Annotated in this window: 13 protein-coding genes and 1 pseudogene; 5 read left to right on the top strand and 9 right to left on the bottom strand. The window is 59.0% G+C overall.

Features of this window, described 5'->3' with window-relative positions; translation table 11 throughout:
• The first annotated feature begins 34 nt into the window (after positions 1 to 34).
• Positions 35 to 949 carry an urea transporter gene (locus ACYZT0_RS04970; RefSeq protein ID WP_462044878.1) on the top strand — a complete coding sequence of 305 codons (915 nt, stop codon included), beginning with the start codon at positions 35 to 37 and terminating at the stop codon, positions 947 to 949.
• A gap of 17 nt (positions 950 to 966) precedes the next feature.
• On the opposite strand, the gene ACYZT0_RS04965 is transcribed toward ACYZT0_RS04970, so the two are convergent.
• Both ACYZT0_RS04965 and ACYZT0_RS04960 read right to left on the bottom strand, forming a co-directional pair.
• Positions 967 to 1866 carry an alpha/beta hydrolase gene (locus ACYZT0_RS04965; RefSeq protein ID WP_462044877.1) on the bottom strand — a complete coding sequence of 300 codons (900 nt, stop codon included), beginning with the start codon at positions 1864 to 1866 and terminating at the stop codon, positions 967 to 969.
• A complete protein-coding gene (locus ACYZT0_RS04960; protein WP_462044876.1) occupies positions 1844 to 4417 on the bottom strand; it encodes an autotransporter family protein in 2574 nt (857 codons plus the stop codon). Before ACYZT0_RS04960 ends, ACYZT0_RS04965 begins: the two co-directional genes overlap by 23 nt.
• A gap of 204 nt (positions 4418 to 4621) precedes the next feature.
• On the opposite strand from ACYZT0_RS04960, the gene ACYZT0_RS04955 reads away from it, so the two are divergent.
• The 3 genes from ACYZT0_RS04955 (at position 4622) to ACYZT0_RS04945 (ending at position 7936) form a co-directional block, all read left to right on the top strand.
• Positions 4622 to 5446 (top strand): ion transporter, encoded by an 825-nt coding sequence (locus ACYZT0_RS04955; protein ID WP_462044875.1) that lies wholly within the window; start codon positions 4622 to 4624, stop codon positions 5444 to 5446.
• A 95-nt stretch (positions 5447 to 5541) separates the two neighbouring features.
• Positions 5542 to 6540 (top strand): sulfate ABC transporter substrate-binding protein, encoded by a 999-nt coding sequence (locus ACYZT0_RS04950; RefSeq protein WP_462044874.1) that lies wholly within the window; start codon positions 5542 to 5544, stop codon positions 6538 to 6540.
• 190 nt (positions 6541 to 6730) lie between these two features.
• Positions 6731 to 7936 (top strand): MFS transporter, encoded by a 1206-nt coding sequence (locus ACYZT0_RS04945; RefSeq protein ID WP_462044873.1) that lies wholly within the window; start codon positions 6731 to 6733, stop codon positions 7934 to 7936.
• 61 nt (positions 7937 to 7997) lie between these two features.
• On the opposite strand, the gene ACYZT0_RS04940 is transcribed toward ACYZT0_RS04945, so the two are convergent.
• Both ACYZT0_RS04940 and ACYZT0_RS04935 read right to left on the bottom strand, forming a co-directional pair.
• On the bottom strand, positions 7998 to 8402 hold the full coding sequence (locus ACYZT0_RS04940) for a type II toxin-antitoxin system HicB family antitoxin (protein ID WP_462044872.1): 405 nt from the start codon (positions 8400 to 8402) through the stop codon (positions 7998 to 8000).
• A pseudogene (locus ACYZT0_RS04935) lies at positions 8402 to 8615 on the bottom strand (type II toxin-antitoxin system HicA family toxin). The gene ACYZT0_RS04940 and the pseudogene ACYZT0_RS04935 overlap by 1 nt, the downstream one beginning before the upstream one ends.
• 258 nt (positions 8616 to 8873) lie before the next feature.
• Between ACYZT0_RS04935 and ACYZT0_RS04930 the strand changes: the two are divergent.
• The gene (locus ACYZT0_RS04930) at positions 8874 to 9593 is read left to right on the top strand and encodes an SDR family oxidoreductase (RefSeq protein WP_462044871.1); all 720 of its coding nucleotides are present in this window, start codon (positions 8874 to 8876) and stop codon (positions 9591 to 9593) included.
• 43 nt (positions 9594 to 9636) lie between these two features.
• On the opposite strand, the gene ACYZT0_RS04925 is transcribed toward ACYZT0_RS04930, so the two are convergent.
• The 5 genes from ACYZT0_RS04925 to ACYZT0_RS04905 are packed head-to-tail and all read right to left on the bottom strand — an operon-like array spanning position 9637 to position 14257.
• Complete coding sequence (locus tag ACYZT0_RS04925; protein ID WP_462044870.1) at positions 9637 to 10041, bottom strand: hypothetical protein; 405 nt, start codon at positions 10039 to 10041, stop codon at positions 9637 to 9639.
• A 14-nt stretch (positions 10042 to 10055) separates the two neighbouring features.
• Positions 10056 to 11258 carry a c-type cytochrome biogenesis protein CcmI gene (ccmI, locus tag ACYZT0_RS04920; protein WP_462044869.1) on the bottom strand — a complete coding sequence of 401 codons (1203 nt, stop codon included), beginning with the start codon at positions 11256 to 11258 and terminating at the stop codon, positions 10056 to 10058.
• Positions 11251 to 11724 carry a cytochrome c-type biogenesis protein gene (locus ACYZT0_RS04915; RefSeq protein ID WP_462044868.1) on the bottom strand — a complete coding sequence of 158 codons (474 nt, stop codon included), beginning with the start codon at positions 11722 to 11724 and terminating at the stop codon, positions 11251 to 11253. Before ACYZT0_RS04915 ends, ccmI begins: the two co-directional genes overlap by 8 nt.
• Positions 11721 to 12257 carry a DsbE family thiol:disulfide interchange protein gene (locus tag ACYZT0_RS04910; protein ID WP_462044867.1) on the bottom strand — a complete coding sequence of 179 codons (537 nt, stop codon included), beginning with the start codon at positions 12255 to 12257 and terminating at the stop codon, positions 11721 to 11723. Before ACYZT0_RS04910 ends, ACYZT0_RS04915 begins: the two co-directional genes overlap by 4 nt.
• Positions 12254 to 14257, bottom strand: coding sequence for a heme lyase CcmF/NrfE family subunit (locus ACYZT0_RS04905; RefSeq protein WP_462044866.1), 2004 nt, complete (start codon positions 14255 to 14257; stop codon positions 12254 to 12256). Before ACYZT0_RS04905 ends, ACYZT0_RS04910 begins: the two co-directional genes overlap by 4 nt.

The following is a 14257-nucleotide window of genomic DNA, read 5'->3' as shown; positions in this document are numbered from 1 at the left end:
ACGATTACACGGTCCCCCAGACACACAGAAAAACATGCCTGCCAACCACTTCAACACCCACTGCCCCGACTGGGCGACTGCCCTGCTCAACGGTTTCAGTCAGGTCTTCCTCCAGCGCCATCCGCTGTGCGGCCTGCTGTGCCTGCTGGCCATTCTTTTTACCGCGCCGGCTCTGCTGGGCGGTGCGCTGCTGGGCGGTGTCGCCGGGTTGCTCGCCGCGCAACGACGCGGTTATGCCAAGGCCGATCGACAGGCTGGGCTTTTCAGTTACAACGGTGTCTTGCTCGGTTTGCTGCTAAGCCTCTACTTCCCATGGTCAGCGATGTTGCCGCCGCTGATCATCGCCGCTGGCGGCCTGAGCGCGATGTTGACCCAGCAATGGCTCAAGCGCGCCCGCGATCGTCATTGCCTGCCCGCCTACACCGCGCCCTTTGTCGGGTTGAGCTGGATCCTGCTTTCGTTTGCCGCGCCTCAATTACCCGCGCCTGTGATCGAGATGAACACACACAACCTGCTCGTCGCTTCATTGAAAGGGCTCGGTCAGGTGATGTTTCTGGATCATCCGCTGGCCGGTGCTCTGATTGCTGCGGGTTTGCTGATCGCCGATCGCCGCGCTTTCCTGTGGGCACTGCTGGGCTCCACTGCCGGCCTAGGCTTCGCTTTACTGCATCACGAAACTGCAGACGCGCTGCTGGGTTTGAGCGGTTACAACGCGGTGCTCGCCGCCCTCGCTTTCAGCCAGAATCGCCGTCAACCCTGGTTGCCGCTGCTCGGCATTGTATTGGCCGTATTGCTCACACCGGGCTTCGCCACGCTGGGATTGGCCACGCTCACTGCACCCTTCATCCTCGCCTGCTGGCTGATCCGTGCCGGCATTCGGGTGCTGCGCCAGTCCGTCGTGGATAGCGCGCCTTGCGCTATTGAGCGCCAAACCAAGGGTGGCGCCTGAAAGGGCTGAATCTGCATTCAGCGCAATGAGTCAGTCTCGCAAGCCAATGGCAGATCCGACCGCGAGCCCCAACTTTCATCGTATCCCTGATCGTGGGTGGCAAGGGTTTCGACGACTTCCAGGCATTTGCCCTGAAGCTGCGTGGTATAGACCTGGAGTATTTGAGGCGGCACGACCTTGTCATTCAAACCGATGAAATGGCGTTGCGGGAGCGCACGCAACTTGTCGCTAAACTCCAGAGGTGTCACCGGCTTCGAGAATGGCGCGAGCTGCATCAGCTTCGCCCACTTTACAGGGTCGAGATTCCCGGCAATCGTTTGCACCTGAGTTACGTCGTTACGAGAACCCGCAAGGATCAAGGCAATCGCCGCGCCGCCCGAGTATCCGACCAGTTCGAACTGCTCCACTGCAAAGCGACTTTTCAGACGATCAAGGGCGGCGCTCATGGTCTCTATGACCAATGAATTGAAACGACCGGAAGTCCACAAATCAGTGTTGCAACCCGGTGATGTCACGAACTGACAAGGGCGTGCCAGATAGGCGCTGGGCCCCCGATCTCCAGCGGCCAATCTCGCCATCAAGGACACGCGAGGGGTCGGATCGATACTCGGTTGAGACCGTGTCGCCCACGCCCGACCATCGCCTTCAATGTAAACACGCAGATGCTTGTAGCCCCCTGGTGGCGGTAGCAAGGCCATGAGTGTGTAAGGTGAACTATCAAGCGTGCCAGGAGTAAGCGAAGTGCCTTGGCTTACCGCCTGCAAATCGACTTTACCCGCGCACCCGCTGAGCCCGAGGAGCGAGAAGCCGATGGCGGCCAGTGCTTTAAACAGGGTTTTAATCTGTTGGTCAGACGCAACGGTCCGCCAGCGCGAACCGTTGCAATCCAGTCGATCAAAAAGCGTAGCGCGCTTCAAGGGTAAAGGTGTCGGCGTTAAAACCGGTCTTCGCTTGATAGCTGTAATGGGTCCCCAGGGTTAGAGCATCAATTTGATACTTCACTCCTATGCGACCTTCATAACTATCACGCACCGGACTGGCTCCCGCGACAATGAACGGCGAGCCCCCCAAGGTGAAACTGGAGGTCTGATTGATCTGGTCACCGATGAAGTCATGGTAAGCCATCACGCTCGCTTCAGGTGTAAGGGTGCCATTGAGCAATGGCACGTCAGCGGCCATTCGCAACCCGGCACCCAGCTCGCCAATTTCGAAGCGCTGGGCATTGGAGTGCAGGGCGGCCGAAGAGCCATGCTCATTAAAACTGTCCAGCTGAATATTGGTGTAACGCGCGGCGACACGCGGCTCGATAATCAGTTGGTCGGTGAGTTTGAAGGTATAACCGCTCAAGACGCTTAGTGCCCATGCGTCACTGTTGTAGCTGGCCTTGGCCACGCTGTCGGCGACATAACGTTTGCTGTCATTGTCATTGCGCCCGTAACTGAGGCTGCCATCGACAAACCAGTTGCGCAGATCCCAGCTACCGTACAGCGTCAATGCGCTGCCCTGTACATCGGTTTTATTTCCGGTATCGGAGGTGACGTTAGTGTTCAGATAGGAATAGGCCAGACCCACGGTGGAGTTGGCATTCAGCTTGCCATCCGCCCCGACGGCAATACCGCTGCTGTTGGCCGAATAACCGGCGACCGCATCACGACTGTCCTGATCCTGGTTGCTGCTCAACCCCTGAACCCATACGCCGGTATCTGCCAGCGAATCGCCTGATGAGAGCCCCGAGCGCAGACCGGACACGCGGTTGCCGATCGCTCCATTCATCATCGCCTGACCCGACACTGCCGCATTGACCGCCCCACCGCTGACTTCCGGAGCCAGTTGCTCACCGAGCTTTGCCAGTTCCTCTTGGGAGGAGGCGTTGGCAAAGGCTTTGAAGACCGCATCATCACTGTTCAATTGTCCCAGCGGGCCATTCTTGAAGCGATTGAGGATCTCGCGGGTGCTGCTGGAGGTGCCGATGCTCCCCTGTTCTTCATCCACCTGCCTGTCACTTTTCAGTGTGACCAGTGCGTTGACGGTCTGGGCATCGGTTGTATAGCTGGCGACGTTCAACAACGAGGACGAACTGGTGACGCTCAACCCGTTGTTCTGCAGGCTGCTGGCCTTGACCAGTGTGTATTGAGTGCCGGCAGCGGTCGGCGTGAAATCACCTGGTTTGGCATTCAACGTCACTCTGGAGGACTGGGCGAAGGTGGCCTTGCCGTCCACCGTCAAATAAGGCGTACCGGGTGTGACGCGATCCGAAAGCAACATATCGATGCCACTGTTGGCACCGACGTTCAGGTCACCGGTAATTTCGACCCCCGGGTTCTGAAGGTTTAGAGATCCCGAAACGATGGAAACCGTGCTGTCGATTTTGCTACCGGTGTAATTGGCCTGACCAGCGACATTCACCCCATTGAGGTTGAGCAGATCGCCCTTGATCGCACCGCCGGCCCAGTTCAGTTGCGCCAATCCTGCGCCATCGATGGCCGCCGCATGATTGCTGCGAATTTCGCCACCCTGCTGGTTGATCTCGAACGCTGATGTCTGGTCCGCATCGACCCGGATCGCCACACCGTCCGCAGTGATATTGCCGGAGTTGATAATGCCCCGAGCGCCAGACACAGCATTCTGCGTGAAAGTGGCACCGCCGAGCTTGATGCCCACGGCGTCTTCACCCGATGCCTCAATAGTCCCGGTGTTGAGCAAATAATCGACTGAACCCTCCAAAAACCCGATAGCTTCGGAGTTCTTGCCAACGCTCATGATCGTGCCGCTGTTCTCGATCCTCAACGCGCTGGTTTGGGTCTCGACGTGAAAAGCGGACGCGCTCTGACCCGTGGCACGAATCGTTCCTGAGTTGAGAAGCCTGCCGGCGATGCTCACGGGATGCCCGGAATGGGAATCCAGAATCAGCCCCATGGCATAGTTACCCTGCACATCGACAACACCACTGTTGATCAGATCGCCGCCAATAGTGGTCCCATGGAGGTAGATACCCTCAGGCTCGCCATTGATGTTGGCTCCCGATGCCTGGGTGATGGAGACAGTCCCGGCGTTGATGACATTGCCGGTGATAGTGGCATTGGCGATCTCGATTCCCTCAGCGCTATTCACGTTGGAAAGAGAAAGCTTGCCGGCATTGATGAAGTCACCCTGGATGTTGCTGCCGCTGGAGTTGAGGAAACTGACATCCAGTCCGATCCCGGTCACCGTCGCGCCTTGAGCGTCGAAAGTGAAGTCGCCCCGGTTAATGAGTGAGCCCGCGACAGTGTTCTGGAAGAACGTGACACCTGTTTTGTCCGTGTTGCTCTGGCGGGTTCGTTGCCCGGTCAGGGTCAAGGTTTCACTAAGGGTTTGACCAGTCCAGTCCTTGAAACCCTGGCTCAGATCGTACTCGCTGGCAAATACCTGAGCGGTCGAAGCGCTGACAACCATTGCCAGCAGGCTTTTCTTGAAAAACTTACTATCCATATCGCTTCCGTGTGGTTCTGAAATCCAAGCCGCACATCAAAATAAAGGCTTTTGTTCTGTGGGAAGTCGATATATCGACGAGAGAATCAATTTCTTAAGCCATGAACGACTAGAACCGGCTGAACATGGCGTACTCGGCGTCCCGCTTGCGAAATCCTCGTCAATCGCCCAGGCTTCTCTCATTTTCGGCCTGGGCAAGACATTATGGAAAGTAACAACGACTGGCGCCATCGCCTCTACGTCATGATTTTCCTGAGCGACACCAAGGCCGGTCGGCGCTTCGACGGCATTTTGCTGTTGATCATCCTCGCCAGCATTGTGATCGTGATGCTCGACAGCATCGACACGATCCACAAGAACTATGCCGACGTGCTGGCCTACATCGAATGGGGCTTCACCGTCATCTTCGCCATCGAATATGGCCTGCGGCTGTACTGTTCGCCGAGGCCGTTGCGCTATGCGTTCAGCTTTTATGGGTTGGTGGATTTGCTGGCCATCGTGCCCGGCATCCTCGCGCTGTATTACGCCGATGCGCAGTACCTGCTGATCATCCGGATCATTCGGATGCTGCGGATTTTCCGCGTGCTCAAGCTCAGCCCGTATCTGAAGCAAGCCAACTATTTGATGTCGGCGCTGCGCGGCAGCAAGCAGAAAATCGTCGTGTTTCTGGTCAGCGTCTGCACGCTGGTCACGGTGTTCGGCACACTGATGTACGTGATCGAAGGCCCGGACCACGGCTTCACCAGCATTCCCAAGGGTATCTATTGGGCCATCGTCACGCTGACCACCGTGGGCTTCGGCGACATCGTGCCCAAGACGCCGTTGGGCCAGGTGATCTCGTCGCTGGTGATGATCACCGGTTACTCGATCATCGCCGTGCCCACGGGAATTTTTACCGCCGAACTGGCCAACGCCATGCGTGGCGAACAACTGCAGCACGACTGCCCGGTGTGCAAGAAAAACAGCCACGAACACGGCGCGGCGTTCTGCTCGCAATGCGGCAATCAACTGTACAAGAAACTGGAATAAGCAAAGTGCTTTTTAATCTTTAAAGGACTATGCAAGCCCGGCTATAGTCGCTGGCAAATTGCCTCATAAAAACTTTATAGAACAAGGAATGCGCAGTGAAAAAACTCTTTGGCGCCTCACTTCTGGCCGCTGGCCTGGCATTGACCAGCGTGGCTCAGGCCGCACCGACCCTGCTCAATGTTTCCTACGACGTGATGCGAGATTTCTACAAGGACTACAACACTGCCTTCCAGAAACACTGGCAAGCCGAGCACAACGAAAACATCACCCTGCAGATGTCCTTCGGCGGCTCCAGCAAACAGGCGCGCTCGATCATCGATGGCCTGCCGGCTGACGTCATCACCATGAACATGGCCACCGACATCAACGCCCTGGCGGACAACGGCAAACTGGTCCCGGACAACTGGGTCACCCGCCTGCCGAACAACAGCGCGCCGTTCACCTCGGCCACCGTGTTCATCGTCCGCAAAGGTAACCCGAAAGCCCTGAAAGACTGGCCAGACCTGCTCAAGGACGGCGTGCAGGTGATCGTGCCGAACCCGAAAACCTCGGGCAACGGCCGCTACACCTACCTCTCGGCTTGGGGTTATGTGCTGAAAAACGGTGGTGACGAAAGCAAAGCCAAAGACTTCGTCGGCAAGCTGTTCAAACAAGCGCCGGTCCTCGACACCGGTGGCCGTGCAGCCACCACCACGTTCATGACCAACCAGATTGGCGACGTGCTGGTGACCTTCGAAAACGAAGCGGAAATGATTGCGCGTGAGTTTGGTCGTGACCAGTTTGAAGTGATCTACCCTAGCGTCTCCGCTGAAGCTGAGCCGCCGGTGTCGGTGGTCGACAAAACAGTCGACAAGAAAGGCACCCGCGCGGCAGCTGAGGAGTATTTGAAGTACCTGTGGTCGCCGGAAGGCCAGGAAATTGCGGCGGCGAACTACCTGCGTCCGCGTGATCCGGCGGTGCTGGCCAAGTACACCGACCGTTTCCCAAAAGTGGATTTCCTGTCGGTAGAAAAGACCTTTGGTGACTGGCGGACTGTGCAGAAGACTCACTTCAATGATGGTGGGATCTTTGATCAGATCTACAGCGGCCAGTAATTCCTGAGCCCAATGAACAAGGCGACCTGAGAAGGTCGCCTTTTTTTTGACGCAAGGTTCATCGACGGACATCGCACACGTCCGTCATTCATTCCGCAAAGGAATGATTGCTATCACTCCAACCCCTCTTCCGCCGTTCCGGTCAGCCCATTAGCCTGCGCGCATTCCCTTTTGTTCAGCGAGACCCGATATGAACCCAGCAACCCAGGTACCCCACGGCGCCGCGACAATGACAAAAGGCATGGTGCTACTATTTGCCTTCTGCTGCGGCGCCATTGTTGCCAACATTTACTACGCCCAACCGATCATCGGCCTGATCGCGCCCGACATCGGCCTGACCAGCACCATGGCCAGCCTGATCGTTTCGCTGACACAGATTGGTTACGCGTTAGGTTTGTTTTTCCTGGTGCCGCTGGGTGATCTGCTGGAAAACCGCCGCTTGATGATCATCACCACCGTGGTGGCGATTGCCAGTCTGCTGGGTGCAGCGTTCACCGATCAGCCAAACGTGTTTTTGCTGATCTCGCTACTGGTGGGTTTCAGTTCGGTGTCGGTGCAGATCCTGATACCGCTGGCTGCACACCTGGCGCCGGAAGAGTCTCGAGGCCGCGTGGTCGGTGGGATTATGGGCGGTTTGCTGCTGGGGATTCTGTTGGCGCGACCGGTGTCCAGTGTGGTGGCTGACCATTTCGGCTGGCGCGCGATGTTTGTGATTGCAGCGGTGTTGATGGCCGCGATCAGCATCGTGCTGGCGCTGACGATTCCCAAGCGCCAGCCTGATCACAGCGCTTCTTATGGTCAGTTGTTGGGCTCGCTCTGGACCCTGTTGCGTCAACAACCGGTATTGCGCCAACGCGCGTTTTACCAGGGTTGCATGTTCGCCACGTTCAGCCTGTTCTGGACCGCCGTGCCGCTGGAACTGGCGCGCAATCATGGCTTGTCGCAAACCCAGATAGCGATCTTCGCTCTGGTCGGGGCCATCGGGGCCATCGCCGCCCCCATTGCCGGTCGACTGGCCGATGCTGGCCATACCCGCATCGCTTCGTTGCTGGCCCTGCTGTTTGCCAGCCTGAGCTTCCTGCCCGCCTTCGTCCACCCGGCCTTCAGCGTCATCGCGCTCGCGGTCACCGGCGTGGTGCTCGACTTCTGCGTGCAGATGAACATGGTGCTCGGCCAACGCGCGGTCTACGCCCTCGACGCCAAAAGCCGCAGCCGTTTGAATGCGCTGTACATGACCAGCATTTTTATCGGCGGCGCGTTTGGATCCTCAGTGGCCAGTGCGGTGTATGAACACGGCGGCTGGTTATGGATCGTGATGGTGGGTAGCGCATTTCCGCTGTTGGCGTTGTTGCGGTTCTTGAGTGTTTCGCAGAGGCGTTCGTTGGCGACGGCATAGACCACCAATAGCTTCGCGGGCAAGGGTTAGGAGCCCGCGAAGGCAATGGGCTTGATATCACTTAGTGCCGAACCAACTTCTCCATCGCCGCATCTGCCAGAAAGGAAGAGCGGCTTTTGACATTGTGCTCACGCACATACCGGTCAATGCGCTGGATCACATAGCCAGGAAGCGTCACGTTAACCTTCTCGGTTTTGCCCATATAGGGCGCGATGTCCAACTCCAGCATTCCCCAGCCCATGTCGGCAAAGTCTGGATGTCCACGATGAGCAGCCGCAGAAGTAGGCATCGGAATCGACTCCCCGTCAGCCGCTATCTCCTGAAGCAGGATGTGGGCAATCTCGACCGCTGCGTTATAGGCGTCTTCAAACGTATCCCCGGCCGTTACGGCGCCTGGAATATCGGGGATCTGAATACCGATGGCAGTGTTCTCGTCGCCCCACTCGATACAGATTGGGTATTGCATTATGGATCTCCTGTGTAACTGGCTCCCGGGCAATACAGTCCGGCTCGCCTCCTGATGCTTTTGACCGTCCCGATCGGTAAATCCTTTTTCGGATTGAGGTACGGGAATCGTGTATGGGTTGTATCGGTGAGTGAAGATGTGATGGCTGCCGGTAATCCGATCCGGCGTCCAGCCCGCCTCCTCCAACTCCTTGATCAATAGCCTGCTCTGCACCACTCGCCTCCTTGCTCAGGCCCGATTAAAAATAACCCTAGAGTTATCTTTACTCAAGCACAAAAGTTCGGGACGCGACGCTCGGTTGTTTTACAGAGTGTGATTCATGGCGCCTCATTCCCTTATGGCGTGATTCGTTACACCGAGGTCAACCCGGATTACACTCAGCGACCTGAGCCTGAATCGATGCTGAATGCGATTCGCGGCTAACGATCAAATGCCGCCTGACCCGCGGCATGTTCTTTCAAGGAGTGTGCAATGACCCGACGTACCTTTCTCATTACTGGCGCCAGCAAAGGCATTGGCCGCGCGGTGGCCGAGTACCTGGACCGCGCGGGTCATCGGGTGGTCGGGATTGCCCGATCGCCCGACCTGAGCTTTCCCGGCATTCTGTTTCCGCTGGATCTGAGCGATAGAGCACTGACGCAGGAAGTGCTGGCGGAGCTGGCCAGGACTTATGAGTTCGACGGGCTGGTCAATAACGTCGGCCTGGTTCGCCCACAAGTGCTGGGCGAAATCGACCTCGACACCTTCGACGACGTGATCCGGGTCAACCTGCATTCGGCCTTGCAGGCCACCCAGGCACTGCTGCCGAACATGCGCGCCAAGGGCTGGGGTCGGGTGGTGAATATTTCCAGTTTGACCGTGCTTGGCATCACCCAACGCACGGCGTACGCGGCGGCCAAAGCGGCGCTGATCAGCTTCACGCGATCCTGGGCGCTGGAACTGGCTCAAACCGGTGTAACGGTGAACGCCGTGGCGCCGGGTCCGACCGAAACCGAACTGTTTCGCGCCAACAACCCGCCGGGCAGTGAGGGTGAAGCACGTTATCTGGCCGGCGTGCCGATGGGTCGGTTGGGGCAGCCGCAAGAGATCGCTGCGGCGATTGCGTTTTTGCTGTCCGAGCAGAGCGGGTTTATTACCGGGCAAACCTTGTTTGTCGACGGTGGCGCTTCGATAGGTAAAGCGGCGTTCTAACCAACAACACCAACCCCTGTGATCCTTAGATCGCCGTTTCTGTTTACTGCCCGAACTGCCTGCCCAACCCACCCGGCACGCCCTGAATATCGGTGTCCTCCCATGGCCCGTTCGGGCTGATCGACCGGCTCCAGCCGTTATTCCAGCGATAGTACGTGCGCTGGCGGTAGAAGGTGTTGGTCTGATCATCGAGAACGTACACGCCGAGCTTGGCATCCCAATGGCTGTTGCCACCCGGTGGCGGCGCGAAGCTGGCGGAGGTACGTGGCAACGGTTTGGCGGGCTTGGCCGGAATGCTCGGTTTGCCCGGAGCGGGTGCCGTAGAAGGCGTGGGTCTGGGCTGCGAGGGCGGGATCGGCGGCAGCGACGTCGGCGCGGGTCGCTGGACCGCACAAGCGCTTAACCCCAAAACCAGACCGAGGAGGGTGATACGAGCGATGGCGGTCATGTTGGCGTGTCCTGTTATTTATCCGGGCTATCGATGGTCAATTGTTGCGGCGCGGTGGTGCTGCTGGCCAGAGGCTGGCTGCGACCGATCCATTCGCCGGCAGTTGGTTGGCCGGCGCGGGAGATGCGCGCAACCACTTGGACTTCAGGGAAGTTCGACAGTTTCAACTGCGGCATCATTGCATCGGCGTCGCCCAGCTCGACGGTCGCTGGCAAGTCGGCCACGGTCAGGCGCTTGGCAGCCAGTGGCGCCGGTGGGCCTGAGGTGGCGCGGGCGAAGATGAATACGCTGTCGCCCGGCTGGACCTTGGCTTTCAGGTCTGGCGCCAGATCCACACGCACCTTGAGCAACGCCGCAACCTTGGCGGCTGGCGCCTGGGCAACCTTGCCGCCGCTGGCGACAAGTTTCTCGGTGGCCCGGGTGATCCCGCCTTGCAGCGCGGCACGGGAACTGTCTTCCGGCGACAGTTGCGCCAGTAAGCGATTCCAGTAGTCGATGGCGTCCTGATAGCGCTCGCTCTCGAAGGCGGCGATGCCGAGCAGACCAAGGCTGGTGACTTCTTTCGGATCAGCTTTCAGGGCTTCATCGGTCAAGGCCTGAACCTTGTCCGACCACTTCTTGCCGTCGGCGAAGTACTGGGCCTGAGCCCATTGGCCCAACAGTTCCGGCTGACGACCGGCCAGGTTCACCGTGCGCTCGAAGATCTTCGCCGCGTCGCCAGGACGGTCCTGGGCCATGTAAGTGCGACCCAGGAAGTACAAGCCCTCGGCCGAATCCGGTTGAGCGGCGACCGCACGCTCCAGGCGCTGGGTCATCTCTTCCATCGACTGGGGTGCCTGGGAGAATTCGCGGGTCAGTTCAACCTTGTCGCTGGCACCGAAATGCAGATAGAGGCCCAGGCCCAGCACCGGCACCAGAATCGCCGCCAGCAAGGGCCACGGTTTGCCCAGACGGGACACGCGCGGCGCCTCGGCGCCTTCAGTGTCGGCGAGCAATTCACGGGCCGCTTCGGCGCGGCCGGTGTCCATTTGCGCAGCATCGAGAACGCCCTCTTCCTGCTGAGTCTGCAACTCAGCCACGCGCTCCTGATACAGCGCGACGTTCAGGGCAGTACGATCCTCTTCAAGCTGCGCGCGACGACCACGCAGAACGGGGATCAGCAGAAAACTCAGGGCAACCAGAAGTAGCAGACCTGCAGCGAGCCAGAAATCAATCATTCTTGGTTTTATCCAACAGGTGGTCGAGGCGCTCGCGCTCCTCGGCAGAAAGCTCATCCTGGGTGTCAGTGCGTTGCACGCGACGACGGCGGACGATCACGGCGATGATCACAAAACCGCCCAGCAGCAGGCCGGCAGGGCCGAACCAGAGCAAAGCAGTCTTGGCGTTCAGAGCAGGTTTGTAGCGGACGAAATCACCGTAGCGGTCGACCATGAAGTCGATGATCTGTTGATTGTCCTTGCCCTCACCGAGCATGCGAAAAATCTCTTTGCGCAGGTCGGCGGCGATCGGTGCGTTGGAATCGGCGATGTCCTGATTCTGACACTTGGGGCAACGCAGCTCTTTGGTCAGCTCGCGAAAACGCTCACGATCACCTTCTTTGGCGAACTCGTAGGTGTCGATGGCCGCGTGCGCCACGCCGGCCATGCTCAAACCCAATACTGCGGCGGCTATCCAGCGCTTCATGGCTTGGCCTCATCGACCAGCGCCTGATACTTGGCCGCCAGTTTTTCGCGCCAGACCTGTTCGTCGATCACGCCAACGAACTTGTCGCGGATGATGCCCTTGGCATCAATGAAGAAGGTTTCCGGAGCACCATAAACGCCAAGGTTCAGGCCCAGGGTGCCTGCGTCGTCACGGATATCCAGCTGGTACGGATTGTGGAATTCGTCCAGCCATTTCAACGCATCCGCGTTGACGTCCTTGTAGTTGATGCCGTAGATCACCACACCCTGCTTGGCCAGTTTGTTCAGCACCGGGTGCTCGACCCGGCAGGAAATGCACCAGGTGCCCCAGACATTGACCAGCGCTGGCTTACCCAGAATGTCGGCCTTGGTCAGGGTCTTGTCACCCTGCACGGCTGGCAGGGAAAACGCCGGGAATGGCTTGTTGATCATCGCCGAGGGCAACTCTGCGGGGTCCAGGTACAGACCGCGGTAAAGAAAAACAGCCACCACCAGAAAAATCACCAGTGGCAACAGCATCAACCAACGTCTCATGCCGTGGCTCCCGTCATGCCCAGTGCTTCACGCACACGGCTTTTCACCTTGACCCGGTAACGGCGATCCAGCGCCGCCAGCAGCCCGCCCAAACCGGTGAGCAGACCACCGAACCAGATCCAGCGCACGAACGGTTTGACGTGGACGCGAACGGCCCAGGCGCCGTCGCCCAACGGTTCGCCAAGGGCGACGTAGAGGTCACGGGTGAAACCAGCGTCGATCCCGGCTTCGGTCATCACCGAGTTCTGCACGGTGTACAAGCGTTTTTCCGGGTGCAGCACGCTGACTTCCTTGCCGTCGCGGATCACCCGTACGGTGCCCTTGTCGGACGTAAAGTTCGGGCCTTCGAAGTGCTTGGCGCCTTCGAACACAAAGTGGTAACCGCCCAGGTCCATGGACTCGCCCGGTGCCAGACGCAGGTCGCGCTCGGCACTGTTCTGGCTCGACAGCACGACGCCGAGGGCGCACACGGCGATGCCGAGGTGAGCGACCTGCATGCCCCAATAACTGCGGGTCAGCGTCGGCAGGCCTTTGATCAGGCCTTTGTGGCGAGTTTTGTCGAAGATGTCACGCACGCCGGCCAGCAATACCCAGGCCGCGAGCATGAAGGTCGCGATCACCGCCCAGTTGAAATCGCCATAAGCGACGCCAGCCACCACCGCCAGCGCGGCGCTGCCGAGCAACACCGGGGTCAGCATGTTGAACAGCCATTTGACCGGGGTGTCTTTCCAGCGCACCAGCATGCCGACCGCCATCACCAGCATCAGTAACGCCATCAACGGAATGAACAGCGCGTTGAAGTACGGCGGGCCAACCGACAGCTTGGCACCGGTCATCGCATCGAGAATCAGCGGATACAACGTGCCCAGCAGGATCATCGACGCCGCCACCACCAGCACCAGGTTGTTACCCAGCAGCAGGGTTTCCCGGGACCAGAGGTTGAAGCCGACGTGGCTCTTCACCACTGGAGCGCGCAGGGCAAACAGTGTCAGCGAGCCACCGACCACAAACAGCAGGAAGATCAGGATGAACACGCCGCGCTCAGGATCGGACGCAAACGCGTGAACCGAGGTCAGCACGCCGGAACGCACGAGGAAGGTCCCCAGCAAGCTCAACGAGAACGCGGCGATGGCCAGCAACACGGTCCAGCTCTTGAACACGCCACGTTTTTCCGTGACCGCCAACGAGTGAATCAGCGCCGTGCCCACCAGCCATGGCATGAAGGATGCGTTTTCCACCGGGTCCCAGAACCACCAGCCGCCCCAGCCGAGTTCGTAGTAGGCCCACCACGAACCGAGGGTGATGCCGATACCGAGGAAGGCCCAGGCGACGATGGTCCACGGACGGGACCAACGCGCCCACGCGGCATCAAGACGACCGCCCAACAGTGCAGCAATGGCGAACGCGAACGCCACGGAGAAACCGACATAGCCCATGTACAGCATCGGCGGGTGAACGATCAGGCCGATGTCTTGCAGCAAGGGATTGAGGTCACGACCGTCTGCAGGAATTTGCGGCAGGATCCGTGCAAACGGGTTGGACGTGAGAATCAGGAACAACAGGAAACCGGTGCTGATCATGCCCATCACCGCCAGTACGCGAGCCAGCATCACTTGCGGCAATTGTCGGGAGAATACCGACACCGCGAAGGTCCAGCCGCCGAGAATCAACGCCCAGAGCAGCAACGAACCTTCGTGAGCGCCCCACACCGCGCTGAACTTGTAGTACCACGGCAACGCGCTGTTGGAGTTGCTGGCGACGTAGGCGACGGAGAAATCGTCGGCCATGAAGGCGTAAGTCAGGCAACCGAAGGCGAACAGCAGAAACGCGAATTGCCCCCAGGCGGCCGGTTGGGCCAGGCTCATCCACAAACGATCACCGCGCCAGGCACCGAGTAACGGCACCACGGCCTGAACCAGCGCGAAACACAGCGCCAGAATCATCGCCAGGTGGCCCAATTCGGGGATGAACAGCCCTGAACCATAAAGTGCAGAAGTCAT

This window comes from Pseudomonas sp. ZS1P83 (assembly GCF_054897825.1).
Note: the sequence above shows the minus strand (reverse complement) of the source record. Positions and strands in the feature narration are given on the sequence as shown.